The sequence below is a fragment of the Caldimonas tepidiphila genome, from assembly GCF_003569765.1.
GTDB lineage: Bacteria > Pseudomonadota > Gammaproteobacteria > Burkholderiales > Burkholderiaceae_C > Caldimonas > Caldimonas tepidiphila.
Genome location: NZ_QXMG01000035.1, coordinates 23377 through 47306 on the forward strand (window position 1 = coordinate 23377; position 23930 = coordinate 47306).

Consider the following 23930-nt stretch of genomic DNA (forward strand, 5'->3'; position numbering starts at 1 on the left):
GGCGGGCACGGGGCCGCCCCGCTTCCCGGGAGGGGGCCGGCGGCGCCGGCCCACGTTTCCTCGGGCATGCCGGTCAGGGCGTGACGGTGGGTCCGGCGGGGCCGGGCGGCAGCCCGGGTTGCGGCGGCTCGAAGCCGCCGGGCTCGCCCTCCTGGTTCAGCGGCCGCTCGACCGGCTCCGACGGGGCGTTCACGCCCGGTCCGGTCGGCACCGTGCCGCCGGGGCCTGCCGGGGCCGGCGGCACGGCGGGGGCGGGGTAGATGTCTTCCTCGCGCATGCCTGTCCTTCAGTGACGCATGTCGCGCCCGCCGCCGGCTGCGTCGTTGGCCGCCATGCCGGTGGTGCTGCGGTCGGGCTCCGACGGCTCGGAGATCTCCTCCAGCGCCGCCTCGACATCGGCACCGGTCTTGGTTGCCAGGTCGCCGAGCGAGACGATGCCGACCAGCTTCTTGTCGTGGTTGACCACCGGCACGCGGCGGATCTGCACGTCGCGCATCTGGTTCATCACCTCCTCGACGTCCTGGTCCTCGAAGCACCAGTGGACCTGGTCGGTCATCACCTCGCGCACCGGGGTCGAGTCGGCCGGCATCGCGGCCGAGACCGCCCGCACCGCGATGTCGCGGTCGGTGATCATGCCCACGAGTTGCTCGCCGTCGCACACCGGCACCGCCCCCACGTTCAGCTCGTCCATCGTCTGCGCGGCGCGCTGCAGCGTGTCGCTTGGCGCCAGCACCCGCACGTCTCGGGTCATCACTTGGGAAATCGCTTGCATGGCCTGCTCCTTCGTGAAAAACGAATCCTCGGAACTGCAGTCCTGCAAGCCGCGCGCCCGCACTTGTTCGCGGCATCCCACGGCATCGCCCCCGGACCGCCCCCATGCAGGCCGCGCGCGTTTTTGCACACCGATGTAGTTCAAACCTCCGCTCACCGGCGGCGACAGCTGCCGCTGACAGCCGCTATCCCCAGCCCATCCACATGCCCGGGCGACGGAAAGGCCCGTTTTCCACGGCTTCGGCACGAAAACGGGTCTCTCGCGCGCGTGCGCGCGTATCTCCCTGTGAGCAAGCTGTTGTCAAGAAACAGGCTTGTGGACAAGTTTCTAACAACCCACCCCTTATCCACAGGTCGAGCCTGCCTGGCGAAGTTGTTATCGGTCGGCGACACGCCGGCATGCCGCGGCCGCACAGCCTTTGCCGCCCCGCAAGCCCTTGATGCGAAATGAGAAAAAGCGCTTGTCCACAGGAAAAGCGCCCCCTCTACTACAACTACCAGCTTGAAAGATTGAATAGCCATGTAGAGAGAGCCGGGAGAAAAAGATTTGCGCTGTCCTGCCGCGCTGCACTCTCTTCGACCTCATGCAGCGCGGTCGAAGAGGCCGAGCTGGCGCCGCTGTCCGCCGCTGCGCCCGGGCCGGGCGGTCACAGCCGCCCGCACGCCGCCCTGTTCCAGCGCCCAGCCGTCCGTCGCCGCCGCGTCCGGCAGCCAGCGGACCCGCCCCTCGCCGCATTCGAGGACGATGCGTTCGCACCGGTCCGCGTCGAGACGGGTCGCGAAGCGCCGCCATCTCGCCAGCACCTCCCGCGCCTGCCATGCGTCCTCGAGCGCCCGGTACGGGGCCTCGTCGGGCTGCTGCGGCAGCAGCGCCGCCACGCGGGCCTGGTAGCTCGTCAGCCAGGCGTCGAAGGCGGGCAGCGACTGCGCCGGCAGCCGCTCGCGCAGCGCGGCGAGGCGGCGGTTGGGCGTGCGGTGCAGCAGCGCGCGGCTCAGCAGCGTCTGCAGCGCCTGCACCGGGTTGAAGAGCCTCAGCCGGTTCGGCGGCAGCACGCACAGCGGCAGCCCGGCGGCGCGCGCATGGGGCATCGGCTCGACCAGCGAGCACAGCGTGGACCAGCGCGCCCATTGCGCGGCGTCGAGCCCGTCGAGCACCTTCGCCTCGGTTTCGCAGGTGCGCTGGCGCTGCAGCAGCGCGGTGAGGCCCAGCTCGCCGCGGGCCTGCGCCGCGCGCGCGCCCGTCACCACTACATGGCCGGCGGCGAAGCCCGCATCGCCGCGCAGCCGCACGAGGCGCCGCCCGCCCTCCGGGCCGAGCGGCTCGCCCAGCGGCTCGCGCGTCACCGGACAGCAGGCCACGTCGATGCGGGCGAGGAAATGCGGCGTCAGCTGCACCGTCTCGAAGGTGATGCGGCGGCGCAGCGCGTGCAGCCGCAGCTCGAGCCAGGCGCGCACGTGCACGCCGGCCGGCTGCGTGCGGCGCCCGAAGCAGCTGCGCCCTGCCCGGAAGCCCTGCTGCAGCCGCAGGTGGGCGCACAGGGTCTCCAGCGACGGGGTCACGCCGTGGCGCGCATGGTCCCAGCCGAGCGCGAAGGCGGTGTCGAGCGTGTCCTCGCATCCCGCGTCCTCGCGCAGCGGGAGCGACGTGCGGGCGCCCGAGGAGCGCAGCAGGGGGGCGTTGGCGGTCATCGGTCAGCTCCGTGGAGGATTCGATCCCTCCAGCTTGAGCCCCGCGAGGCTCGCAGGGTGAGCCTGGCCGGCGGTCGGTGCCACAACGTTGTAACAGCTTGCGCGCCACGGCGGCCGCCGCCGGGCTAGCATCGGGGATCTGGACGGAGAGGACGAGCCATGGACCGCACCGAACGCTTCTACAAGATCGAAATGCTGATCCGCAACCGGCACAGCGTGAGCTTCCAGGAGCTGCGCGACGAGCTGGAGGTGTCGCCCGCGACGCTCAAGCGCGACCTGCAGTACCTGCGCGAGCGCATGAGCGCGCCGATCGAATACGACCGCGAGCTCAACGGCTACCGCTTCGGCAGCGGCTGGCACGGCGGCGACGGCGCCGCGCACGAGCTGCCGGGCGTCTGGTTCAGCGAGAAGGAGCTGCACGCGCTGCTGACGATGCACCAGTTGCTCGCGGGCCTGGACGAGTCGGGCATCCTGACGCGCCACCTGCAGCCGATGTTCGACAAGCTCACCGGCATGCTCGGCGCCACCGAGGCCGAGGCGCGCGAGCTGATGAAGCGGGTCAAGCTGATCAACACCGCGCGCCGCCGCGTGCCGAGCCGCCACTTCGAGACCCTCGGCAGCGCGCTGATGCAGCGCCAGCGCCTGCAGCTGCGCTACCGCAAGCGCAGCGACCGCAGCGTGAGCGACCGGGTCGTGTCGCCGCAGCGCCTCGTGCACTACCGCAACACCTGGTACCTCGACGCCTGGTGCCACGGCAGCGAGGGCCTGCGCCGCTTCGCGATCGACGCGATCGAGGACGCGCAGCCGCTGGAGACGCGCGCGCGCCAGGTCTCGATCAAGCAGCTCGAGGCGCAGCTCGACCAGGGCTACGGCATCTTCGCCGGCGGCGAGGTGAAGTGGGCGCGGCTGCGCTTCTCGGCCGACACCGCGCAGTGGGTGGCGGCCGAGGAGTGGCATCCCTCGCAGCGGGCGCAGTGGCAGGACGACGGCCGCTACCTGCTGGAGGTGCCCTACGTCGAGGACACCGAGCTGCTGATGGACCTCGGCCGGCACGCCGGCCAGGTCGAGGTGCTGGCGCCGCTCGAGCTGCGCCAGCGCTACGACGAGCGGCTCAACGCCGGGCGCGCGCTGCAGCGCAAGATCAAGGACTGAGCGGCGCGGCGCGGGCCCTTCAGCCGGCGCCGCCCTGGCGCTGCAGCGCCGCCTCGATGCCCCGCAGCGCCTGCAGCGCGCCGAGGGCCAGCCCCAGGTCCTGCGGCCGCTCGACCTGCGGCTCGCGCGGGTTGATGCGCAGCAGGCGGGCGCCGTCGGCGGCGCGCAGCACCGCGCGGCCGAACCGGCGCACCGACGGCACCTGCGTGCCGGCGCCGATCTCCACCACCAGCGGGCGGCGCACCGGCGCGAGCCAGTGCGCGAGGCGCTCCGCCTGCGCGTCGTAGCGCGCGCCGAGCCAGCCGCCGTCGCCGAACATCAGGATGTTGGGCCGCGCGAGCCCGCCGCAGTCGGGGCAGGAGGGCTGCGGCCCGCGCCACTGGCAGGCCTCGGCGTCGACGTCGGGGCGCAGCGCGTCGGCCGGCCACACCGCGTCGCCGCAGGGGCGCAGACACTGCAGCCAGTGGATCGAGCCGTGGCACTCGTGCACCCGGTCCCCGGGGAAGCCGGCGCGCTGGAACTGGCCGTCTACGTTGCTCGTGAACACGAAGGCGCCGTGCGGCAGCCGCGCGGCCCAGTCCCGCAGCAGCGCGAAGCCGGCATGCGGCTCGGTGCGGCGGTAGAGCCCGAGCCGGTGGCCGTAGAAGCCCCAGGCGAGCGCCGGGTCGCGGCCGAAGGTGTGCGGCGAGGCGACCTCGCTGAAGTCGAGCCGCGCGCGGCCGAGCGCCGGATAGGCGCGCCAGAAGCCCTCGTTGCCGCGGAAGTCGGGCAGGCCCGAGTCGATGCCGATGCCGGCACCCGCGGCGATCACGAGGGCGTCGGCCTGCCGCAGCAGTGCGGCGGCGCGTTCGAAGTCGGGCAGAGCGCTCATGGGAGGCATGCAAGGGAAGCCGGGAGGGCCTCATTGTCGCGGCCGGGCCAGCGGCGCCGGAACTGCGGCGAACCCCCTCGCCGGACCTGCCGGCGGCGCACGCGCTACGCTCGCGCCTTCGCCGAAACGCTGTCGTCCCGATGCCGACCCTCTCCCGCCTCCATGTCCGCCGCCTGCGCGAGGTCTGGCGCTCGGCCGGCTGGCCATGCCAGGACGGCGTGGAGGCCGAGCTGCTCGCCGCCGGGCTGCTCGAGCGGCTGCGCGAGGCGGACGGGCGCGAGCGGCTGCGCGTGACCGACGCGGGCGTCGCGGCGCTGGCGCAGGGGCTGGCGCGCAACCGCGCCGCGCTCGGCCCCCACGAGGCGCTGGTGGCGCGCGTGGCGGCGCAGATGCAGCGCGCCGGGCGCGTCGTCTACACCGGGCTGATGCTGCGCGCGCCGCTGGCCGGCGACGTGCCGGACCGTGTGCGCTGGGTGCAGGCGCGCCCGGACGTGTTCTCGATCCGCCACACCACGCGCGAGGACGCGCTGCAGCCGGTGGTGCACGAGATCAAGGTACGGCGCGCCGACCTGCTGGCCGACCTGCGGCTGCCGGACAAGCGCGCGGCCTACCTGGCGCTGGCCGGCGAGTGCTGGTACGTGCTCGCGGAGGGGATCGGCGAGCCCGGGGAGGTGCCGCCCGAATGCGGCGTGATGATCGCCGGCAGCGCGGGGCTCGAGGTGGCGCGCCCGGCGCCGGCGCGCGCGCTGAAGCTGCCCTTCGACACCTGGATGGCGCTGGCGCGCGCGGTGCCGCTCGCGCCGCCCGACGACGACGGGCAGCGGCGGCTCGGGGACGAGCAGGCGGACTGAGGCTGCCGGGGGCCTCGCGGCCCGCTCAGAAGCCGAGCGACGCGAGCAGGTCGTCGACCTCGTCCTGCTGCAGCGCCTTGTCCGGCACCTGCGGGCCAGCGAGCTCCGCCTCGACCGGGGCGGGGGCGGCCGCCGCCACGTCCTCTGGTGCGCTGTCGATCAGCAGCTCGAGCAGCTGCTGCTCGGTGCGCGTGATGATGTCGATCACCTTGCGGATCACCTGCCCGGAGAGGTCCTGGAAGTCCTGCGCCATCATGATGTCGCCGAGCACCGCGTTCTGCGCCTCGGCGAAGTCCGCGGTGCGCCCGGCGTGCTGCGCGCACAGGCGCATCAGCGCGCGGGCGCGCGCCGCATCCATCGCCGGGTCGTCGGCCATGCGCTGCAGCGCCCCGGCAAGCTCGCGGCCCTGGGCGGAGACCTCGCCGCAGGCCGGGCGCGCGCCGTCGACCAGGTCGAGCACGCGCGCGGCGGCCTGCTCGGTCATCCGGCCCACGTAGGCGAGGCGATCGCGCGCGTCGGGAATCTCGTGCGCGACCTGGCGCAACTGCGGCGTCACGCCGAGCGCGCCCATTGCCTCGTGCAGCTGGCGCGTGATCTGGCCGAGACGCTCGAAGGCCTCGCCCCGGGAGGACCGCTCGGTGCTCATGCGAGCCCCCGCTTGTTCAGGATGTTCGACATCTTTTCGTGCAGCATGGCCGCGGTGAAGGACCCGCCAATGTAGCCGTCATCCGCGCCGGCAGCCGGGCTCCTGGAGGAGGTTCGCGACGATGCGGGGGATCGTCGTCCCTCCCCGGGAAGGTGCAGTTCGCACGCCTCCTCGGTCGGGACGGCACGGAGCGCGGGCAGGCCGGAGCCGGCAGGGGCAACGGGTGGCGTGCTCGCCGATTCTTCTACAAAACGTCCTCCCGCGCGCCGGGGACTGCGGCGGCTCGTGTGCTTCTTCACGCGCTGCGCGCATGTGCCGCCTGTTTCGTCCGTTTACAGTCGCACCATGAAGTGGTCTGTCGATTCTGCCGCGCAGTCGCGGCCTACCAAGATCGGTGGCGTCCTCGCCGCTGTCCTGGGGCTGCTCGGCCCCGGGAGCGCCCTTGCCGCCACCCCTTCGTCGTGGGACGCCCAGGGGGTGGCGAGCCATGTGCTGACGGTGGCACCGCGGCAGACGGGGCAGTTCTGCCTGCCGCTGCGCACCTCGCAGCAGGTGGTGTGGGCCTTCGTCGCGCCCGCGCCGCTCGACTTCGACCTGCGCGGGCGCGACGGCGGGCCCGTGCTGCCCTCGGCGCGGCGCGACGCGGTGCGCGAGGCCCAGGGGCTGCTGGAAGTGGGCGGGGCGCGCGAGCACTGCTGGATCTGGTCCAACCGCGGCGAGCAGCCGGTGCAGGTGGCCTTGCGGCTGCGCCGCCGCTGAATCCCCGGCGGAAAGCGAGGAGATGACCCCTGGCGCCACGGCGGGAGCCGTGCGTGCAGTGCATCGTGGCTTAATATGCCCGTACTTTTTCAGGGGAATTGGATGCCGCCGACTGCCGATCCTTTCAGCCTCTCGGGCCGCCGCGGCCTGATCATGGGGCTCGCCGACGCCCACAGCATCGCGCACGGCTGCGCGCAGGTGGCGCGCGGGCAGGGCGCCTCGCTCGTGATCTCCTGCCTCAACGAGAAGGCGCGCCAGGCGGTGCAGCCGCTGGCCGACGCGCTGGGCGCGAAGCTGCTGTGCTGCAACGTCGAGGAGGAGGGGGCGGTCGAGCGGCTGGTGCAGGAAGCCGCGGCGCACCTCGGCGGCCTCGACTTCGCGGTGCATTCGATCGCGTGGGCACCGCTGGCCGAGCTGCACGGCCGGGTGGCGGACACGACGCCGGCCGGCTTCGCGCGGGCGATGAACATCTCCTGCCACTCCTTCGCGCGGCTGGCGCGCAGCTGCGAGCCGCTGATGAGGCAGGGCGGCGCGCTGGTGACGATGAGCTACCTCGGCGCCGAGGACGCGGTGCCGCACTACGGGCTGATGGGGCCGGTGAAGGCGGCGCTCGAGTCGCTGGTGCGCTACCTCGCGGTCGAGCTCGGGCCGCGCGGCATCCGCGTGCACGCGGTCTCGCCCGGCCCGATCCCGACGCGCGCCGCCTCGGGGCTGCAGGACTTCGACGAGCTGATGTCGCAGGCGCGCACCCATTCGGCGCTCGGGCGCCTCGTGACGCTCGACGAGATCGGCGGCCTCACCGCCTTCCTCGCGTCGGACGCCGCGCGCGGCATGACCGGCCAGACGCTCTACGTCGACGCCGGCTGCCACGCGATGCGCTGAGCGCGCCGCGTCCTCCTTCCTTTCGGTCGATCCACCCATCCAGCGGGGCCTGCCATGTCGGTGCAAGAAGAACTGATCGAGAACGTGACCTTCGACGAGCTCGCCGTGGGGCGCAGCGCGTCGCTGGTGCGCACGCTGTCGCAGGCCGACATCCAGGCCTTCGCGCTGGTGTCGGGCGACGTCAACCCGGCGCACGTCGATCCGGCCTACGCCAACGACACGATGTTCCACGGCGTGATCGGCCACGGCATGTGGGGCGGCGCGCTGATCTCGACGCTGCTGGGCACCGTCTTCCCCGGCCCCGGCACGATCTACATCGAGCAGACGCTGCGCTTCGCGCGCCCGGTGCACATCGGCGACACGCTCACCGTCACGGTGACGGTCACCGCGAAGGAGGAGCAGCGCAAGCGCGTGACGCTCGACTGCCGCATGGTCAACCAGGAGGGCGACCTCGTGCTCAGCGGCATCGCGACGGTGCTCGCGCCGACGCAGAAGGTGGTGCGCGCGCGCGCGCCGCTGCCGACGATGCACCTGTTCGATCCGCAATCGCGCCTCAACGCCTGGGTGGACAGCCTCGGCGCGGCCGATCCGGTGCCCTGCGCGGTGGTGCATCCCTGCGACATCGAATCGTTGCGCGGCGCGCTCGACGCGGCGCGCCGCGGGCTGATCGTGCCGCGCCTGATCGGGCCGGAGGCGAAGATCCGCGCCGTGGCCGAGGAGGCCGGGATCGACCTCGGCGGCGTCGCGATCGACGCGGTGCCGCACAGCCACGCGGCGGCCGCGCGCGCGGCGGAGCTCGCCGCGCAGGGCGAGGTGGAGCTGCTGATGAAGGGCAGCCTGCACACCGACGAGCTGATGCACGCGGTGATCGCGACCCCGGCGCTGCGCACCAAGCGGCGCGTGTCGCACGTGTTCCGCTTCGACATCCCGACCTATCCGAAGCCGCTCTTGATCACCGATGCGGCGATCAACATCGCGCCGGACCTGCTGGAGAAGCGCGACATCGTGCAGAACGCGGTCGACGTCGCCTGCGTGCTCGGCGTGCTCAAGCCCAAGGTGGCGGTGCTGTCGGCGGTCGAGACCGTCACGCCGAAGCTGCAGTCCACGCTCGACGCCGCGGCGCTGTGCAAGATGGCCGACCGCGGCCAGATCGCCGGCTGCGTGATCGACGGGCCGCTCGCCTTCGACAACGCGATCTCGGCCGACGCGGCGCGCACCAAGGGCATCCTGTCGCCGGTGCCGGGCGACGCGGACATCCTGGTGGTGCCGGACCTGGAGGCGGGCAACATGCTCGCCAAGCAGCTCGAGTACCTCGCCGGCGCGGCGAGCTGCGGCGTGGTCGTGGGCGCGCGCGTGCCGATCGCGCTGACGAGCCGCGCCGACGGCGCGGGCTCGCGCGCCGCGTCGGCCGCGCTCGGCGCGCTGCTGGCGCGCGCCTGGCGCCAGCAGCAGCCCTGAGCGCCGCCGCGCGGGGGCCCGCTCCTCAGTCCTCGTCGCCGCCCTGCACGACGCGGCGCACCACCTCGCCCGAGAAGCCCCGCGTGGCCAGGAAGCGCATCTGCTTGGCGCGGCCCGCCGCGTCCGCCGCCGGCGCGCCGAACTTGCGCTGCCACACCGCGCGCGCGCGCTCGAGCTCGCTCGCCTGCAGCCGCCCCACCGCGTCGGCGACCGCCTCGGCGGGCAGCCCGTGGCCCTGCAGCTCGTGGCGCAGCCGCGCGGTGCCGAAGCGCGCCGCCTTGCGGTGCAGCACCGACTCGACGAAGCGCTCGGCCGACAGCCAGCCTGCCGCCTCCAGCTCGTCGAGCAGCGCCTCGATCTGCCCCGCCTCCTCCTCGTGCGGCTGGAGCTTGCGCCGCAGCTCGACGCGGGAGTGCTCGCGCGCGGCGAGGTACTTCAGCGCGCGGCCTTTCAGGGACAGCTTCTCGAACGACATCGTGGGCCTCTCGACGGGGACAAGACGAAAAAGGCCCGGCGCCACGGGGGCGACGGGCCTGCAGGGGGGCGGCTGCGGCAGCCGGAGCGGGTGCTCCGGCTCGCCGGCCCCGCCTTACTCGGCGGCGTCCGCGGTCTCGGCCTTGGCCTTGGCCAGGGGCGGCAGCAGCGGCACGCCCAGCGACTCGCGCACCCGGTTCTCGATCTCGCGCGCGAGGTCGGGGTTCTCGCGCAGGAACTCGCGGCAGTTGTCCTTGCCCTGGCCGATCTTCTCGCCCTTGTAGGCGTACCAGGCGCCGGACTTGTCGACCACCTTCGCGGCGACGCCGAGGTCGATGATCTCGCCCTCGCGGCTGATGCCCTCGCCGTAGAGGATGTCGAAGTCGGCGGTCTTGAACGGGGGCGAGACCTTGTTCTTGACGACCTTGACCTTGGTCTCGTTGCCGATCACGTCCTCGCCGCGCTTGATCGAGCCGACGCGGCGGATGTCCAGGCGCACCGAGGCGTAGAACTTCAGCGCGTTGCCGCCCGTCGTGGTCTCGGGGCTGCCGAACATCACGCCGATCTTCATGCGGATCTGGTTGATGAAGATGACCATGCAGTTGGTCTTCTTGATCGTCGCGGTGAGCTTGCGCAGCGCCTGGCTCATCAGCCGTGCCTGCAGGCCGGGCAGGCTGTCGCCCATCTCGCCCTCGAGCTCGGCCTTCGGGGTGAGCGCGGCGACCGAGTCGACCACGATCAGGTCCACCGAGCCCGAGCGCACCAGCGCGTCGACGATCTCGAGCGCCTGCTCGCCGGTGTCGGGCTGGGAAATTAGCAGGTCCTGCAGGTTCACGCCGAGCTTCTGCGCGTACTGCACATCGAGCGCGTGTTCCGCGTCGATGAAGGCCGCGACGCCGCCGACTTTCTGCATCTCGGCGATGACCTGCAGCGTCAGCGTGGTCTTGCCGGAGGATTCCGGCCCGTAGATCTCGACCACGCGCCCGCGCGGCAGGCCGCCGACCCCGAGCGCCACGTCCAGGCCCAGCGAGCCGGTGGACACCACCTGGATGTCCTCGACGACCTCGCCCTCGCCCATGCGCATGATCGAGCCCTTGCCGAACTGCTTCTCGATCTGCGCGAGCGCGGCCTGCAGCGCCTTGGCCTTCTCGGCACTCAGCGCGGATTTGTTCTGTGCATCCATCGGGTTCTCCCAGTGAGGGGCAAATTATCGCAAAAGCTGGATATATGTACAGTATCCGGGTGTTCAAGAGCGGCCTTGCGGCAAGCCGCGACGAAGCCGCCAGGCTCCAGCGTGCCGGACCTACAATTCTTCTCCCATCGACGTGGAAAAGAACAGCAGAGGAGACGACGGTCATGAGAATCCTGATCGCCGAAGACGATCAAGTGCTGGCCGACGGCCTGCTGCGCTCGCTGCGCAGCTCCGGCTATGCGGTGGACCAGGTCGGTTCGGGCAGCGAGGCCGACGCCGCGCTGTCCTCGCACGAGTTCGACCTGGTCATCCTGGACCTGGGCCTGCCCAAGATGCACGGCCTGGAGGTGCTCAAGCGCCTGCGCGGGCGCGGCGCGACGGTGCCGGTGCTGATCCTCACCGCGGCCGACAGCGTCGAGGAGCGGGTCAAGGGGCTGGACCTCGGCGCCGACGACTACATGGCCAAGCCCTTCTCGCTGCAGGAGCTCGAGGCGCGCGTGCGCGCGCTCACGCGCCGCGGCCTCGGCGCCGCGTCGAGCGTGATCAAGCACGGGCCGCTCACCTTCGACCAGACCGGGCGCGTGGCCTACATCAACGACCAGATGGTCGAGCTGTCGGCGCGCGAGCTGAGCCTGCTGGAGGTGCTGCTGCAGCGCTCGGGACGGCTCGTCAGCAAGGACCAGCTCGTCGAGCGGCTGTGCGAGTGGGGCGAGGAGGTCAGCAACAACGCGATCGAGGTCTACATCCACCGGCTGCGCAAGAAGATCGAGCAGGGCCCGATCCGCATCGCGACCGTGCGCGGGCTGGGCTACTGCCTTGAAAAGATCCCCGGCTGAGCGACGACGACCCGCCTTCCCGCGGGTGAGGCGATGACGCGCCCGCGCGAACAGCGCTCGCTGTTCGGCGAGATCCTCGACTGGATGCTCGCGCCGCTGCTGCTGCTGTGGCCGATGAGCGTCGCGCTGACCTGGCTGGTGGCGCAGAACATCGCCGGCAAGCCCTTCGACCGCTCGCTCGGCGAGACCGCGCGGGTGCTGTCGGAGCAGGTGGCGGTGGCGCCGGACCGCATGAGCTTCCGGCTGCACTACTCGGCGACGCAGTTCATGAAGGCCGACGAGGCCGACGAGGTGTATTTCCAGGTGCTCGGCACGCGCGGCGAGTTCATCAGCGGCGACGAGGACCTGCCGGTGCCCCCGGCCGACGAGAAGGTCATGACCGGCGAGCTGCGCTTCCGCGACGACACGGTGCGCGAGGAGCCGGTGCGCGTGGCCTACACCTGGGTGCAGGTCAGCGGCGGCGAAGGCCGCTCGCCGGCGCTGGTGCAGGTGGCCGAGACGCTGGGCAAGCGCTCGCGGCTGGCCACCGAGATCATCAAGGGCGTGATCTTGCCGCAGTTCGTGATCCTGCCGCTGGCGGTGCTGCTGGTGTGGCTGGCGCTCGCGCGCGGCATCGCGCCGCTGTCGGAGCTGCAGGAGCGCATCCGGCGGCGCGCCAGCGACGACCTGAGCCCGATCGACGAGCGCGACGCGCCCGAGGAGGTCGCGCCGCTGGTGAGCTCGATCAACGATCTGCTGTCGCGGCTGGACCAGTCGATCAAGACGCAGAAGCACTTCCTCGCCGACGCCGCGCACCAGCTCAAGACGCCGCTGGCCGGGCTGCGCATGCAGGCCGAGCTCGCGCAGCGCGAGATCGACGCCGGCCAGCGCGACCCGCAGGAGCTGAAAAAATCGCTGCGCCAGATCGCGCGCTCGAGCCAGCGCGCCGCGCACATGGTCAACCAGCTGCTGTCGCTGGCGCGTGCCGAGAACCAGGGCCAGGCGCCGCGCCGCCACGAGGTGGGGCTGACGCGCCTGGCCACCGACGCGGTGCGCGACTTCGTGCCGCGCGCGCTCGACAAGCGCATCGACCTCGGCTACGAGGGCCCCGAGGCCGGCGACGGCCCGGCGCCGGCGCGCGTGCTCGGCAACCCGCTGCTGATCAAGGAGCTGATCCGCAACCTCGTCGACAACGCGGTGCAGTACACCCCGGACGGCGGCACCGTCACGGTGCGCGTGCTCGACGATCCCTTCGGGCAGGTGGCGGTGCTCGAGGTCGAGGATTCCGGCCCCGGCATTCCCGTCGCCGAGCGCGAACTCGTGTTCCAGCCCTTCTACCGCGCGCTCGGCACCGAGGTGGACGGCTCAGGGCTGGGGCTGGCGATCGTGCGGGAGATCGCGCAGCAGCATGGCGCCGAGGTGAGCATCGACGATGCGCAGCCGCGCGGCAGTGCCGGCCCCGGCGAGGCCGGCGGCCCCGGCACGCGCATCACCGTCCGCTTCCCCGCCATCCCGCCGGCGCCCGCCGCCACCGAGCAGACGACGGGGCCGGAGCCGGGCAGCACCGCGCAGGAAGTACATCCCTGAGGAGCAGCGGTACACCGGCCGCGACCGGCACCGGCTCACTCGTGACGTGGAAAAGCGCTTTCCGCCGCCTTCTTCCTTCATCTTTGCGGCGTCAACCCGTAATCCGCCACCACCCCCCGATCTGAAGGGGTCTCCCGGGCAGGCACTTATGTTGCACTGCACAAAAAAGCGGCCGCCGTGCATGGGGTGCGATGCGGCACGCGTTCGAAGAACCTGGGAGCTTCGCAGATGAACGGATTGAACGGACTCGATTGGGTGGGAGCACCGCTGCGGCTGGACCTGGCGCTGCAGGGGGGAGGTTCGCACGGCGCCTTCACCTGGGGCGTGCTCGACCGGCTGCTGGAGGACGAGGACTTCGCCATCGGCGGCGTCTCCGGCACGAGCGCCGGCGCGCTCAACGCCGCGGTGCTGGCCACCGGGCTGGTGCGCGGCGGCCGGGCCGGGGCGCGCGAGGCGCTGCGGCGCTTCTGGCAGGACGTGAGTGCCGGCGCGCAGGTCTTCTCGCCCTTCGCACTGAGCCAGAGCCGTGCGGCGGCGGACAACTTCAACTTCGACCGGCTCGCGAGCTACCGCTGGATCGGCAACTTCCTGCGCACCTTCAGTCCCTACGAGTTCAACCCGCTGAACCTCAATCCGCTGCGCGACATGGTGCAGCGCCATGTCGACGAGGAGGTGCTGCGCCACTGCCACGAGCGGCGCGGCGCGGACGACGACGGCCTGCCGCTGCGGCTGTTCGTCACCGCGACCGCGGTGCGCACGGGCCAGGCGCGGGTGTTCAGCGGCGGGGAGCTGGGCGTCGACGCGCTGCTGGCGTCGGCCTGCCTGCCGATGATGTTCCAGGCCGTCGAGATCGAGGGCGAGCCCTACTGGGACGGCGGCTACAGCGGCAACCCGGCGATCTTCCCGCTGCTGCAGGGCGGCGAGGGGCGCGACGTGCTGCTGGTGAAGATCAATCCGCTGCGGCGCGACGCGACGCCGACACGCAGCACCGAGATCCTCGAGCGGCTCGGCGAGATCACCTTCAACGCCGGGCTGCTGGCCGAGATGCGCGCGATCGAGGCGGTGTCGCGCCTGCTGCGCGAGCAGCCGGGCGGTGCGTGCCGGGCGCTGCGGCTGCACATGGTGGCCGACGACGAGGGGCTCGCGCCCTTCAACGCGTCGAGCAAGTTCAACACCGACGCGGCCTTCATCGGGCAGCTCTTCGCGCTCGGCCGCGCCGCGGCGCAGCGCTGGATCGAGCGCTGCAAGCGCGACGTGGGCCGGCGCTCGAGCCTCGACATCCGGCGCGAGTTCCTGCTCCCGCCCGCCTGCCTCAGCTCTGCATGAAGCGCCGGCTCTTGGCGATCGACATCAGGATGCCGAGGCCGAGGCCGAGCGTGACCATCGCGGTGCCGCCGTAGCTGACGAAGGGCAGCGGCACGCCTACCACGGGCAGGATGCCGCTGACCATGCCCATGTTGACGAAGGCGTAGGTGAAGACGTTGAGCGTCATCGCGCCGGCCAGCAGCCGCGTGAACAGCGTCGGCGCCTCCGAGGCGACCATCAGCCCGCGGAAGATCAGGAACAGGAAGCAGAAGAGCAGCGCGATGTTGCCGGCGAGGCCGAACTCCTCGGAGTAGGCCGAGAAGATGAAGTCGGTGGTGCGCTCCGGGATGAACTCGAGGTGCGTCTGCGTGCCCTGCATGAAGCCCTTGCCGGTCCAGCCGCCCGAGCCGATCGCGATCATGCCCTGGATGATGTGGAAGCCCTTGCCGAGCGGGTCCTTGGTCGGGTCGAGCAGCGTGCAGACCCGCCCGCGCTGGTACTCGTGCAGGACGGGCCATTGCACGCCCGGCTGGCAGATCGCGTCGGCGCTGACGACGAGCGCGGTGATGCCCGCCGCGGCGAGCCCGAGCACCGGCAGGATCAGCCGCCAGCTCAGGCCCGCGAAGAAGATCACGTAGAGGCCCGAGGCCATCACCAGCAGCGAGGTGCCGAGGTCGGGCTGCTTCATGATCAGGCCGACCGGCACCGCGAGGATCAGGCCGGCGATCAGGAAGTCCGGCACGCGCAGCATCCCCTCGCGCTTCTGGAACCACCACGCGAGCATCAGCGGCATCGCGATCTTGAGGATCTCGCTCGGCTGGATCACGAGGCCGACGTTGAGCCAGCGCGTCGCGCCCTTCTTCGTGATGCCGAATAGCGCGGTGGCGACCAGCAGCAGCACGCCCGCCACGTACAGCGGCACGGCGAGCTGCATCAGGCGCTGCGGCGGGACCTGCGCGACCACGAACAGCACGATGAGGCCCAGCAGCATGTTGCGGCCGTGGTCCATGAAGCGCGTGCCGTGGTCGTAGCCGACCGAGTACATCGTCACGAGGCCGATGCCGGCCAGCAGCAGCAGCGCCAGCACGAGCGGGCCGTCGAAGCCCTGGAACACGGGGCGCAGCCGCTGCCACGGCGAGGGCCGCTCGAAGGCACGGCTCATGGTTCGACTCCTGAGGCGCGCGGCAGCGCCGCCGCGGCCGCCGGGGCGGCAGCGGGCGCGGAAGGCGCGGGGGAAGGGACGGGAACACGCGGGGCGGGGGCGGGCGCCGCCGGCGGGGCGACCGGCGCCGGTGCCGACGCGCCGGTGCCGGGCACCGCGGCCTCGGCCGCCGGCAGCGGCACCTCGGCGGCCAGCCGCGGCTTGCCCACCGGCGCGCTCGACAGGCCCTTCTGCGTCAGCGCGATGTCCTCCTCGTTCGGGTAGAGGCCCATCAGCCAGTAGTCCAGCACGCGGCGCACGATCGGGGCTGCCGCCTGGGCGCCGAAACCGGCGTTCTCCACGATCACCGCGACGGCGATCTTCGGGTCGTCCAGCGGCGCGAAGGCGTGGTAGAGCGAGTGGTCGCGCTGGAACTCGGCCAGGCGCGAGGCGTTGTACTTCTCGTTCTGGCGGATCGTCACCGCCTGCGCGGTGCCGGTCTTGCCGCCGCTCGCGTAGCCGGCGCCCGCGAACACGCGGGTGGAGGTGCCCTCCTGCGTGACGCCGTGCATCGCGCGCAGCACCGCCTGCACGTGCTCGGGCTTGAGCGCGAGCGGCGCGAGCTGCTGCGAGGACACGCGGCGGCGCTCGCGCGTGACCGCGTCCTCGACCTCGCGCACCAGGCGCGGCTCGAAGCGCTGCCCGCCCGCGGCGAGCGTGGCGGTGGCGCTGGCGAGCTGCAGCATCGTGAAGTGGTTGTAGCCCTGCCCGATGCCGAGCGAGATCGTCTCGCCCGCGTACCACTTCTTCTGCTCGGGGCGCTTGTAGGTGCGGCGCTTCCACTCGGTGGAGGGCAGCACGCCGGTGGCCTCGCCCTCGAGGTCGATGCCGGTCCTGCGGCCGAAGCCGAAGGGCGAGAGCTGGTCGTGGATCAGGTCCACGCCCATCTCGTTGGCGAGCTGGTAGTAGTAGACGTTGCTCGACTTCACGATCGAGCGGTGCAGGTCCACCATGCCCAGGCCCCCGTCGCCGTGGCTGCGGAAGCGGTGGTTGCCGAACACGAAGGTGCCGTTGTCGAGGATGGCCTGGTTCGCCGTACGCTTGCCGGAGTTGAGCGCGGCGATCGCCATGAAGGGCTTGTAGGTCGAGCCCGGCGGGTAGGTCCCCTTGAGCGCGCGGTTGAGCAGCGGCTTGTGGATCGACTCGTTGAGCTCGCGCCAGTTCTCGACGTCGATGCCGTCGACGAACAGGTTCGGGTCGAAGCTCGGCTTGCTGACGAAGGCGAGCACCTCGCCGGTGGCGGGCTCGATCGCGACGAGCGCGCCGCGCCGCTCGCCGAACAGCTCCTCGACCATCGCCTGCAGCTTGATGTCGATCGACAGCCGCACCGTGTGGCCGCTGGTCGCGGGCCCCGAGCGCAGCAGCCGCACCGCGCGGCCGCTGGCGCTGGTCTCGACCTCCTCGAAGCCGGTCGTGCCGTGCAGCTCGCGCTCGTACTTCTGCTCGATGCCGAGCTTGCCGATGTGCTCGGTGCCGCGGTAGTTGGCCTGGTCCTCCTCCGGCCACTCCTCGATCGCTTCCTTCTCCTTCTGGTTGATGCGCCCGATGTAGCCGATCACGTGCGCGCCGACCTCGCCGAAGGGGTAGTTGCGGAACAGCCGCGCCTTGATCTCGACGCCGGGGAAGCGATAGCGCTGCGCGGTGAAGCGCGCCACCTCCTCGTCGGTGAGCCGGCTGCGGATCGGCAGCGACTCGAAGCTCTTGGACTCCTCGCGCAGGCGCTTGAAGCGGCGGCGGTCGCGCGGCTCGATCTGCACGATCGCGGCGAGCGCGTCGATCGTGCCCTCGAGGTCCTGGATCTTCGACGGCGTGAGCTCGAGCGTGTAGGCCGAGTAGTTCGTGGCGAGCACCACGCCGTTGCGGTCGACGATCTGGCCGCGGTTGGGCACCGTGGGCACCACGGTGATGCGGTTGTTCTCGGCGCGCGTGGACAGCTCGTCGTGGCGCACCACCTGCAGCCACACCAGCCGAGCCGCCACCAGGCCGAAGCACACCAGCACCATCGCGGCGGCGAACAGCAGCCGCGCGCGAAAGCGCGACAGCTCCTGCTCGACGTTCTTCAGTTCGGTCATTGCGTTGCGGGGTCCCGGCAAGGGTTCTCTTCAGGCCCCGGGCCGTGCCGCGCGGGGGACGGAAGCGGCGACCGGGCGGGAATTCATCGCGGAGTCCGGCGGCTCAGAGCGGCCGGTTCTCGTCCGGGTCGGGCGGGCGGCGCTGCGGCGCGAGCAGCACCCAGCTCGCCACCGGCCAGAGCAAGGCTTCGAACAGTGGCGCGAGCCAGAGGTTCCATCCGGGGAAGACGCCGCCGGCGACGAGCCGGATCAGCACCGTCACCGCGTGCGCGGCGAAGAACAGCGGCATGATCTGCAGAGCCTGCGCCGGCACCGGGAACCACAGCAGCCGGCGGTGCACCGTGATCGCGAAATACGACAGCAGCGTGTAGGCGAGGGCGTGCTGGCCGAGCAGCGCGCCGTCGTGCACGTCCATCAGCAGCCCGAACACGAAGGCGGTGCCCACGCCGACGCGGCGCGGCTGGTGCACGTTCCAGAACACGAGCGTCAGCGCGAGCAGGTCCGGCTGCCACGGCGTGCGGCCGATCGGCAGCACGTTGCACGCCAGCGCGACCAGCAGCGAGAACCAGAGGTAGACGGGGTTGACCGGCAGCAGCAGCTGGTCGGAGCCGCGCGGCATCATCGCTGGGCTCCCTTGGCGCCGGCCGCCGCGGCCGGCGCGGGCTCGGGCGGCGGCAGCTGCATGCCGACCGGGTGCAGCACCAGCACGTGGCGCGCCTTGTCGGGATTGCCCAGCGGCGTGAGCAGCACCTTCGCGAAGGCGCTGTCGGCGCGCCGCTCCACCTTCAGCACCCGCGCGACGCCGAGCCCGGGCGGGTAGACGCCGTCGACGCCCGAGGTCGACAGCAGGTCGCCCTGCTGCACGTCGGCGCTCGCGGCGACGAAGCGCAGCTCCATCAGCCCGCCGCCGCCCGCCGCCCCGTAAGCGGCGCCGCGCACCTGGGTGCGGGTGTTGAGCACGGGAATGGCGGCGTCCTTGTCGGTCAGCAGCGTCACCTCCGACGACAGCGGGAACACGCGCGTGACCTGGCCGAGCACGCCGGTGTCGTCGATCACCGGCGAGCCGGGCTGCACCTCATGCTGGCTGCCGCGGTCGATCAGCACGCGCCGCGTGTAGGGATCGGGCACGTCGTAGAGCACCTCGGCGACCTGCGACTCGGTGCGCACCGCGGGGCGCAGGCCCAGCAGCGCACGCAGCTGCGCGTTCTCCTGCGCGAGCTGCTCGGTGCGCGCCGCGCGTGCCGACTGCTCGGCCAGCCGCTGCAGCGCCGCGGCCTCGGCCGCTCGTGCGGCGTCGAGCCCCTCGAGGTAGCTCAGGCCGTTGCGCACCGCCACCACCGGCACCAGCAGCGTCTGCTGCAGCGGGTGCAGCACCAGCGAGACGGCCGCGCGCAGCGGGTCGGTCACGTGCAGGCGCGCGTCGGCCACCATCAGGAAGAAGGCCAGCGCGGCGAAGAACATCAGCCGCGTGAGCGCCGACGGCCCCTGCTTGAAGAAGGGCGGCGGGGTCCGGTCCAGGGTGCCGAGTGGCATGGATACTACTGCGCAGCGCGGTGGCGGGGGCGGCCGCGGCGGCGCGCGCCGCCGGCGGCACGACTCACTCGGACGTGAAGATGGAGCCCAGGCGCTCCATGCGCTCGAGCGCCATGCCGCAGCCGCGCACCACGCAGGTCAGCGGGTCCTCGGCGACGAGCACCGGCAGCCCCGTTTCCTCGGCCAGCAGCCGGTCGAGGTCGCGCAGCAGCGCGCCGCCGCCGGTGAGCATCATGCCGCGCTCGGCGATGTCCGCGCCGAGCTCCGGCGGCGTCTGCTCGAGCGCGTTCTTCACGGCCGACACGATCTGGTTGAGCGGGTCGGTGAGCGCTTCCAGGATCTCGTTGGACGAGATCGTGAAGCTGCGCGGCACGCCCTCGGAGAGGTTGCGGCCCTTGACCTCCATCTCCTTGACCTCGGAGCCGGGGAAGGCGCTGCCGATCTCCTTCTTGATCATCTCCGCAGTGGGCTCGCCGATGAGCATGCCGTAGTTGCGGCGGATGTAGTTGATGATCGCCTCGTCGAACTTGTCGCCGCCGACGCGCACGCTGCCCTTGTAGACCATGCCGCCGAGCGCGATGACGCCGACCTCGGTGGTGCCGCCGCCGATGTCCACCACCATCGAGCCGGAGGCCTCCGACACCGGCAGCCCGGCGCCGATCGCGGCGGCCATCGGCTCCTCGATCAGGTACACCTCGCTCGCGCCCGCGCCGAGCGCGGACTCGCGGATCGCGCGACGCTCGACCTGGGTCGAGCCGCAGGGCACGCAGATGATGATGCGCGGGCTCGGCTTCATCATCGAGCGCGGGTGCACCATCTTGATGAACTGCTTGAGCATCTGCTCGGTGACCGTGAAGTCGGCGATCACGCCGTCCTTCATCGGGCGGATGGCCTCGATGTTGCCCGGCACCTTGCCGAGCATGGCCTTGGCCTCGGCGCCCACCGCCTGGATGGTCTTCTTGCCATGCGGGCCGCCCTCGTGACGGATCGAGACCACCGAGGGCTCGTCAAGCACGATGCCCTTGCCGCGCACGTAGATCAGGGTGTTCGCGGTGCCGAGGTCGATGGCGAGGTCCGTCGAGAAATAGCGACGAAAGGATTCGAACATGTTGCGTTTTTCGGGGCCGGCCGCACGCCCGAGCTGCCGAGCTCGTGCGCGCCACCGGCGGATGTTGTTTCCGGAGGTATCCGCATGCCCTTGTAGTGGCCGCGCCCGCACAGGCGGGCAGGCTGTATGGGGCCTTTCCAGCACAAAAGCGGCCTCGGCTTGCAGCACGCCCCGGGGGCGCAGCGCAGCTCGGAGCCGCCTGTGGATAACCAGTGATAATACCCGATCGGACTCGCTTCCCACCGTTCGGGGAGGCTTCAAAACCGCAGCATTTTTCATGGCCCTGACACCTCAAGACGTCCGCCGGATCGCGCAGCTGGCCCGGCTGGAACTTCCAGACGAAGAGCAGGCGGCGATGCTGGCCCAGCTCAACGGCTTCTTCACCCTCGTCGAGCAGATGCGCGCCGTCGACACCAGCGGCGTCGAGCCGCTGTACACGCCGCTGTCGGCGGTGCAGCAGGTGTCCTTGCGCCTGCGCGAGGACCGCGTGACCGAAAGCAACCAGCGCGAGCTCAACCAGCGCAGCGCCCCGGCCGTCGAGGACGGCCTGTTCCTCGTGCCGAAGGTGATCGAATGAGCCGCACGACCGACCTGCACCACATGGGCGTCGCGCAGCTGTCGCGCGAGCTCGCCGAAGGCCGCGTCTCCAGCGTCGAGCTGACGCAGCAGTTCCTCGCGCGCGTCGCGCAGCACCAGGCGCTCGGTGCCTTCCTGTGCAGCGACGCGGACGTGGCGCTGGCGCAGGCGCGCGAGGCCGACGCGCGGCGCGCGCGCGGCGAGGGCGGGGTGCTCACCGGCGTGCCGCTCGCGCACAAGGACATCTTTGTCACCACCGACTTCCCGAGCACCGCCGCGTCGAGGATGCTCGAGGGCTACCGCAGCCCCTTCAACGCCACCGTCGTCGACCGGCTCGGCTTCGGCCCGGGCGGCGCCGGCATGGTGACCCTGGGCAAGCTCAACTGCGACGAGTTCGCGATGGGCGGCAGCAACGAGAACTCGGCCTGGGGCGCCGCGCGCAACCCCTGGGACAGCGGCCGCATCACCGGCGGCTCCTCGGGCGGCTCGGCCGCGGCGGTGGCCGCGCGCCTGGTGCCGGCCGCCACCGGCACCGACACCGGCGGCTCGGTGCGCCAGCCGGCCGCCTTGACCGGCATCACCGGCATCAAGCCGACCTACGGCCGCTGCTCGCGCTACGGCATGATCGCCTTCGCGTCGAGCCTCGACCAGGCCGGCCCGATGGCCCAGTCGGCCGAGGACTGCGCGCTGCTGCTGCAGGCGATGAGCGGCTTCGACGAGCGCGACTCGACCTCCGCGGAGCGCCCGGTGGACGACTATGTGGCGGCGCTGAACACCCGCCGAGAAGGAGCGACGGCCGAAAAGCCGCTCGCCGGCCTGCGCATCGGCTTGCCGCGGGAGTTCTTCGGCGAGGGCGCGGCCCCCGACGTGCTCGCCGCGGTGCGCGCGGCGCTGGCGGAGTACGAGAAGCTCGGCGCGACGCTCGTGGACGTGTCGCTGCCGCGCACCGAGCTGTCGATCCCCGTCTACTACATCATCGCCCCGGCAGAGGCGAGCTCCAACCTCAGCCGCTTCGACGGCGTGCGCTACGGCCACCGCGCGAAGGACTACCGCGACCTCGCCGACATGTACCGCAAGTCGCGCAGCGAGGGCTTCGGCGAGGAAGTGAAACGCCGCATCATGATCGGCACCTACGTGCTGAGCCACGGCTACTACGACGCCTACTATCTGCAGGCGCAGAAGCTGCGCCGCATGATCGCCGACGATTTTCAATCGGCCTTCGCCCAGTGCGACCTGATCGCCGGCCCGGTGGCGCCGTCGGTGGCGCGAGCGATCGGCTCGCAGCACGACCCGGTCACGGAGTACCTGGCCGACATCTTCACGCTGCCGGCGAGCTTGGCGGGCCTGCCCGGCATGAGCGTGCCGGCCGGCTTCGGCGAGGGCGGCATGCCGGTCGGCCTGCAGCTGATCGGCAACTACTGGCAGGAAGGCGCGCTGCTGCACGCCGCGCACGCCTTCCAGCAGGTCACCGACTTCCACCTCCGCACGCCACAGGGCTATTGAGATGACCACGCAATCCAAACTGGTGCGCGGCTGGGAGGTCGTGATCGGCCTGGAGACCCACGCGCAGCTCTCGACGCAGTCGAAGATCTTCTCGGGCTCCTCGACCGCCTTCGGCGCGGCGCCCAACACGCAGGCCTCGGCCGTGGACCTCGCGCTGCCGGGGACGCTGCCGGTGATGAACCGCGGCGCGGTCGAGCGCGCGATCCGCTTCGGGCTCGCGGTCGGCGCGCATGTCGCGCCGCTGTCGATCTTCGCGCGCAAGAACTACTTCTACCCCGACCTGCCCAAGGGCTACCAGATCAGCCAGTACGAGATCCCGGTGGTGCAGGGCGGCTCGATCGAGTTCTACGTCGGCGACGCGCGCCACGAGGTGCGCCTGACGCGTGCGCACCTCGAGGAGGACGCCGGCAAGAGCCTGCACGAGGACTACCACGGGCTCACCGGCATCGACCTGAACCGCGCCGGCACGCCGCTGCTGGAGATCGTCTCCGAGCCCGACATGCGTTCCTCCGCCGAGGCGGTCGAGTACGCGCGCGCGCTGCATGCGCTGGTGGTCTGGCTCGGCATCTGCGACGGCAACATGCAGGAGGGGAGCTTCCGCTGCGACGCCAACGTCTCGGTGCGCCGCCCCGGCGACCCGTTCGGCACGCGCCGCGAGATCAAGAACCTCAACAGTTTCAGATTCCTGCAGCAGGCGATCGACTACGAGATCAACTGGCAGATCGACCGGATCGAGGACGGCTTCGAGATCCAGCAGGCGACCGTGCTGTTCAACCCGGACACCGGCGAGACGCGCGCGATGCGCACCAAGGAGGACGCGCACGACTACCGCTACTTCCCCGACCCGGACCTGCCGCCGCTGTTGATCGCGCCCGAGTGGGTGGAGCGCGTGAAGGGCGGCATGCCCGAGCTGCCGGGCGTGATGGCCGAGAGATTCCAGCGCGAGGACGGGCTGCCCGCCTACGACGCATCGATGATGACGCAGAGCCTCGCGTTCGCGCGCTTCTACGAGGCCGCGCGCAGCGCCTGCGGGCAGCCGAAGCTGGTCGCGAACTGGCTGATGGGCGAGGTCTCGCGCCGCCTCAACGCCGAGGGCCGCGGCATCGACGCGAGCCCGGTGGACGCCGCGACGCTCGCGAAGCTGATCTCGCGCATCCAGGACGGCACGATCTCGAACAACGGCGCGCGCCAGGTGTTCGACGCGCTGTGGACGGGCGAGGGCACGGACGTCGACGCGCTGATCGAGGCCCGGGGCCTGAAGCAGATGAGCGACACCGGCGCGCTCGAGGCGATCCTCGACGAGGTGCTCGCGGCCAACGCGAAGTCGGTCGAGGAGTTCCGCGCCGGCAAGGAGAAGGCCTTCAACGCGCTGGTGGGCCAGGCGATGAAGGCCACCAAGGGCAAGGCGAACCCGGCGCAGGTCAACGAGCTGCTGCGGCGCAAGCTGCAGCAGTGAGCGGCCCCGGGCCGCGCGCCGAGAAGCCG

General features: G+C 71.7%; 23 protein-coding genes. 11 read left to right on the forward strand and 12 right to left on the reverse strand.

All coding sequences use genetic code 11. The annotated features are described in order from the left end of the window. Positions 1–73 precede the first annotated feature (73 nt). The 3 genes from D3A59_RS17840 to D3A59_RS17850 all read right to left on the reverse strand — a co-directional run bounded on the left by D3A59_RS17840 (position 74) and on the right by D3A59_RS17850 (position 2460). Entirely contained in the window at positions 74–277 is a 204-nt protein-coding gene (locus D3A59_RS17840) for a hypothetical protein (RefSeq protein ID WP_119156680.1), read from the reverse strand. Between the two features lie 9 nt (positions 278–286). Next, a complete protein-coding gene (locus tag D3A59_RS17845; RefSeq protein WP_119156681.1) occupies positions 287–772 on the reverse strand; it encodes a CBS domain-containing protein in 486 nt (161 codons plus the stop codon). A 581-nt stretch (positions 773–1353) separates the two neighbouring features. Beyond that, positions 1354–2460, reverse strand: coding sequence for a hypothetical protein (locus D3A59_RS17850; protein WP_119156682.1), 1107 nt, complete (start codon positions 2458–2460; stop codon positions 1354–1356). Between the two features lie 159 nt (positions 2461–2619). Between D3A59_RS17850 and D3A59_RS17855 the strand changes: the two genes are divergently transcribed. Beyond that, the gene (locus tag D3A59_RS17855) at positions 2620–3612 is read left to right on the forward strand and encodes a helix-turn-helix transcriptional regulator (RefSeq protein ID WP_119156683.1); all 993 of its coding nucleotides are present in this window, start codon (positions 2620–2622) and stop codon (positions 3610–3612) included. Between the two features lie 19 nt (positions 3613–3631). Here D3A59_RS17855 and D3A59_RS17860 read toward each other — a convergent pair whose 3' ends face one another. After that, positions 3632–4483 carry an SIR2 family NAD-dependent protein deacylase gene (locus D3A59_RS17860; RefSeq protein WP_419187264.1) on the reverse strand — a complete coding sequence of 284 codons (852 nt, stop codon included), beginning with the start codon at positions 4481–4483 and terminating at the stop codon, positions 3632–3634. A 140-nt stretch (positions 4484–4623) separates the two neighbouring features. Between D3A59_RS17860 and D3A59_RS17865 the strand changes: the two genes are divergently transcribed. Then, positions 4624–5334, forward strand: coding sequence for a hypothetical protein (locus tag D3A59_RS17865; RefSeq protein ID WP_119156685.1), 711 nt, complete (start codon positions 4624–4626; stop codon positions 5332–5334). Positions 5335–5359: 25 nt separating this feature from the next. On the opposite strand, the gene D3A59_RS17870 is transcribed toward D3A59_RS17865, so the two are convergent. Further along, entirely contained in the window at positions 5360–5980 is a 621-nt protein-coding gene (locus tag D3A59_RS17870; protein WP_119156686.1) for a protein phosphatase CheZ, read from the reverse strand. 345 nt (positions 5981–6325) lie between these two features. On the opposite strand from D3A59_RS17870, the gene D3A59_RS17875 reads away from it, so the two are divergent. From D3A59_RS17875 to D3A59_RS17885, 3 genes are all read left to right on the forward strand, one after another. Next, entirely contained in the window at positions 6326–6739 is a 414-nt protein-coding gene (locus D3A59_RS17875) for a hypothetical protein (RefSeq protein WP_157991579.1), read from the forward strand. 102 nt (positions 6740–6841) lie between these two features. After that, entirely contained in the window at positions 6842–7621 is a 780-nt protein-coding gene (gene fabI / locus D3A59_RS17880) for an enoyl-ACP reductase FabI (protein WP_119156688.1), read from the forward strand. Between the two features lie 54 nt (positions 7622–7675). Continuing rightward, positions 7676–9079: a bifunctional enoyl-CoA hydratase/phosphate acetyltransferase gene (locus D3A59_RS17885; RefSeq protein WP_119156689.1), complete on the forward strand. Its 1404-nt coding sequence runs from the start codon at positions 7676–7678 to the stop codon at positions 9077–9079. A 25-nt stretch (positions 9080–9104) separates the two neighbouring features. Here D3A59_RS17885 and recX read toward each other — a convergent pair whose 3' ends face one another. Together recX and recA are read right to left on the reverse strand one after the other, a co-directional pair. Beyond that, on the reverse strand, positions 9105–9554 hold the full coding sequence (recX, locus tag D3A59_RS17890; protein ID WP_119156690.1) for a recombination regulator RecX: 450 nt from the start codon (positions 9552–9554) through the stop codon (positions 9105–9107). 114 nt (positions 9555–9668) lie between these two features. Continuing rightward, positions 9669–10736, reverse strand: coding sequence for a recombinase RecA (gene recA / locus D3A59_RS17895; RefSeq protein WP_119156691.1), 1068 nt, complete (start codon positions 10734–10736; stop codon positions 9669–9671). A 173-nt stretch (positions 10737–10909) separates the two neighbouring features. On the opposite strand from recA, the gene D3A59_RS17900 reads away from it, so the two are divergent. The 3 genes from D3A59_RS17900 (at position 10910) to D3A59_RS17910 (ending at position 14473) form a co-directional block, all read left to right on the forward strand. Continuing rightward, positions 10910–11581 carry a response regulator gene (locus D3A59_RS17900; protein WP_119156692.1) on the forward strand — a complete coding sequence of 224 codons (672 nt, stop codon included), beginning with the start codon at positions 10910–10912 and terminating at the stop codon, positions 11579–11581. Positions 11582–11614: 33 nt separating this feature from the next. Continuing rightward, positions 11615–13147 carry a sensor histidine kinase gene (locus tag D3A59_RS17905; RefSeq protein WP_119156693.1) on the forward strand — a complete coding sequence of 511 codons (1533 nt, stop codon included), beginning with the start codon at positions 11615–11617 and terminating at the stop codon, positions 13145–13147. Positions 13148–13375: 228 nt separating this feature from the next. Continuing rightward, positions 13376–14473 carry a patatin-like phospholipase family protein gene (locus tag D3A59_RS17910; protein ID WP_170162361.1) on the forward strand — a complete coding sequence of 366 codons (1098 nt, stop codon included), beginning with the start codon at positions 13376–13378 and terminating at the stop codon, positions 14471–14473. Here the strand turns inward: D3A59_RS17910 and rodA are convergent. The 5 genes from rodA to D3A59_RS17935 form a co-directional block, all read right to left on the reverse strand. Then, entirely contained in the window at positions 14460–15614 is a 1155-nt protein-coding gene (gene rodA, locus D3A59_RS17915; RefSeq protein ID WP_119156694.1) for a rod shape-determining protein RodA, read from the reverse strand. The two genes, D3A59_RS17910 and rodA, sit on opposite strands and share 14 nt — an antisense overlap. Further along, entirely contained in the window at positions 15611–17725 is a 2115-nt protein-coding gene (mrdA, locus tag D3A59_RS17920; protein WP_119156695.1) for a penicillin-binding protein 2, read from the reverse strand. The genes rodA and mrdA overlap by 4 nt, the downstream gene beginning before the upstream one ends. 103 nt (positions 17726–17828) lie before the next feature. Next, positions 17829–18347, reverse strand: a complete 519-nt coding sequence (gene mreD, locus D3A59_RS17925; protein ID WP_119156696.1) for a rod shape-determining protein MreD — start codon at positions 18345–18347, stop codon at positions 17829–17831. Further along, entirely contained in the window at positions 18344–19258 is a 915-nt protein-coding gene (mreC, locus tag D3A59_RS17930; protein ID WP_119156697.1) for a rod shape-determining protein MreC, read from the reverse strand. The genes mreD and mreC overlap by 4 nt, the downstream gene beginning before the upstream one ends. A 64-nt stretch (positions 19259–19322) precedes the next feature. Then, the gene (locus D3A59_RS17935) at positions 19323–20366 is read right to left on the reverse strand and encodes a rod shape-determining protein (protein WP_119156698.1); all 1044 of its coding nucleotides are present in this window, start codon (positions 20364–20366) and stop codon (positions 19323–19325) included. Positions 20367–20643: 277 nt separating this feature from the next. Between D3A59_RS17935 and gatC the strand changes: the two genes are divergently transcribed. Genes gatC through gatB form a run of 3 tightly spaced genes read left to right on the forward strand, consistent with a single transcriptional unit; the run spans position 20644 to position 23901 of the window. Continuing rightward, a complete protein-coding gene (gene gatC / locus D3A59_RS17940) occupies positions 20644–20943 on the forward strand; it encodes an Asp-tRNA(Asn)/Glu-tRNA(Gln) amidotransferase subunit GatC (RefSeq protein WP_119156699.1) in 300 nt (99 codons plus the stop codon). Continuing rightward, a complete protein-coding gene (gene gatA / locus D3A59_RS17945) occupies positions 20940–22445 on the forward strand; it encodes an Asp-tRNA(Asn)/Glu-tRNA(Gln) amidotransferase subunit GatA (RefSeq protein WP_119156700.1) in 1506 nt (501 codons plus the stop codon). The genes gatC and gatA overlap by 4 nt, the downstream gene beginning before the upstream one ends. Before the next feature lies 1 nt (position 22446). Next, complete coding sequence (gatB, locus tag D3A59_RS17950; RefSeq protein ID WP_119156701.1) at positions 22447–23901, forward strand: Asp-tRNA(Asn)/Glu-tRNA(Gln) amidotransferase subunit GatB; 1455 nt, start codon at positions 22447–22449, stop codon at positions 23899–23901. Positions 23902–23930 lie beyond the last annotated feature (29 nt).

Coding starts and splice junctions, on each gene's coding strand:
- D3A59_RS17900 (WP_119156692.1), top strand. CDS start 10,910: ATGAGAATCCTGATCGCCGAAGACGATCAAGTGCTGGCCGACGGCCTG.
- D3A59_RS17935 (WP_119156698.1), bottom strand. CDS start 20,366: ATGTTCGAATCCTTTCGTCGCTATTTCTCGACGGACCTCGCCATCGAC.
- fabI (WP_119156688.1), top strand. CDS start 6,842: ATGCCGCCGACTGCCGATCCTTTCAGCCTCTCGGGCCGCCGCGGCCTG.
- D3A59_RS17905 (WP_119156693.1), top strand. CDS start 11,615: ATGACGCGCCCGCGCGAACAGCGCTCGCTGTTCGGCGAGATCCTCGAC.
- mreC (WP_119156697.1), bottom strand. CDS start 19,258: ATGCCACTCGGCACCCTGGACCGGACCCCGCCGCCCTTCTTCAAGCAG.
- gatC (WP_119156699.1), top strand. CDS start 20,644: ATGGCCCTGACACCTCAAGACGTCCGCCGGATCGCGCAGCTGGCCCGG.
- mrdA (WP_119156695.1), bottom strand. CDS start 17,725: ATGACCGAACTGAAGAACGTCGAGCAGGAGCTGTCGCGCTTTCGCGCG.
- recA (WP_119156691.1), bottom strand. CDS start 10,736: ATGGATGCACAGAACAAATCCGCGCTGAGTGCCGAGAAGGCCAAGGCG.
- D3A59_RS17855 (WP_119156683.1), top strand. CDS start 2,620: ATGGACCGCACCGAACGCTTCTACAAGATCGAAATGCTGATCCGCAAC.
- gatA (WP_119156700.1), top strand. CDS start 20,940: ATGAGCCGCACGACCGACCTGCACCACATGGGCGTCGCGCAGCTGTCG.
- D3A59_RS17860 (WP_419187264.1), bottom strand. CDS start 4,483: ATGAGCGCTCTGCCCGACTTCGAACGCGCCGCCGCACTGCTGCGGCAG.
- D3A59_RS17910 (WP_170162361.1), top strand. CDS start 13,376: ATGAACGGATTGAACGGACTCGATTGGGTGGGAGCACCGCTGCGGCTG.
- D3A59_RS17875 (WP_157991579.1), top strand. CDS start 6,326: ATGAAGTGGTCTGTCGATTCTGCCGCGCAGTCGCGGCCTACCAAGATC.
- gatB (WP_119156701.1), top strand. CDS start 22,447: ATGACCACGCAATCCAAACTGGTGCGCGGCTGGGAGGTCGTGATCGGC.
- mreD (WP_119156696.1), bottom strand. CDS start 18,347: ATGATGCCGCGCGGCTCCGACCAGCTGCTGCTGCCGGTCAACCCCGTC.
- rodA (WP_119156694.1), bottom strand. CDS start 15,614: ATGAGCCGTGCCTTCGAGCGGCCCTCGCCGTGGCAGCGGCTGCGCCCC.
- D3A59_RS17845 (WP_119156681.1), bottom strand. CDS start 772: ATGCAAGCGATTTCCCAAGTGATGACCCGAGACGTGCGGGTGCTGGCG.
- D3A59_RS17850 (WP_119156682.1), bottom strand. CDS start 2,460: ATGACCGCCAACGCCCCCCTGCTGCGCTCCTCGGGCGCCCGCACGTCG.
- D3A59_RS17865 (WP_119156685.1), top strand. CDS start 4,624: ATGCCGACCCTCTCCCGCCTCCATGTCCGCCGCCTGCGCGAGGTCTGG.
- D3A59_RS17870 (WP_119156686.1), bottom strand. CDS start 5,980: ATGAGCACCGAGCGGTCCTCCCGGGGCGAGGCCTTCGAGCGTCTCGGC.
- recX (WP_119156690.1), bottom strand. CDS start 9,554: ATGTCGTTCGAGAAGCTGTCCCTGAAAGGCCGCGCGCTGAAGTACCTC.
- D3A59_RS17840 (WP_119156680.1), bottom strand. CDS start 277: ATGCGCGAGGAAGACATCTACCCCGCCCCCGCCGTGCCGCCGGCCCCG.
- D3A59_RS17885 (WP_119156689.1), top strand. CDS start 7,676: ATGTCGGTGCAAGAAGAACTGATCGAGAACGTGACCTTCGACGAGCTC.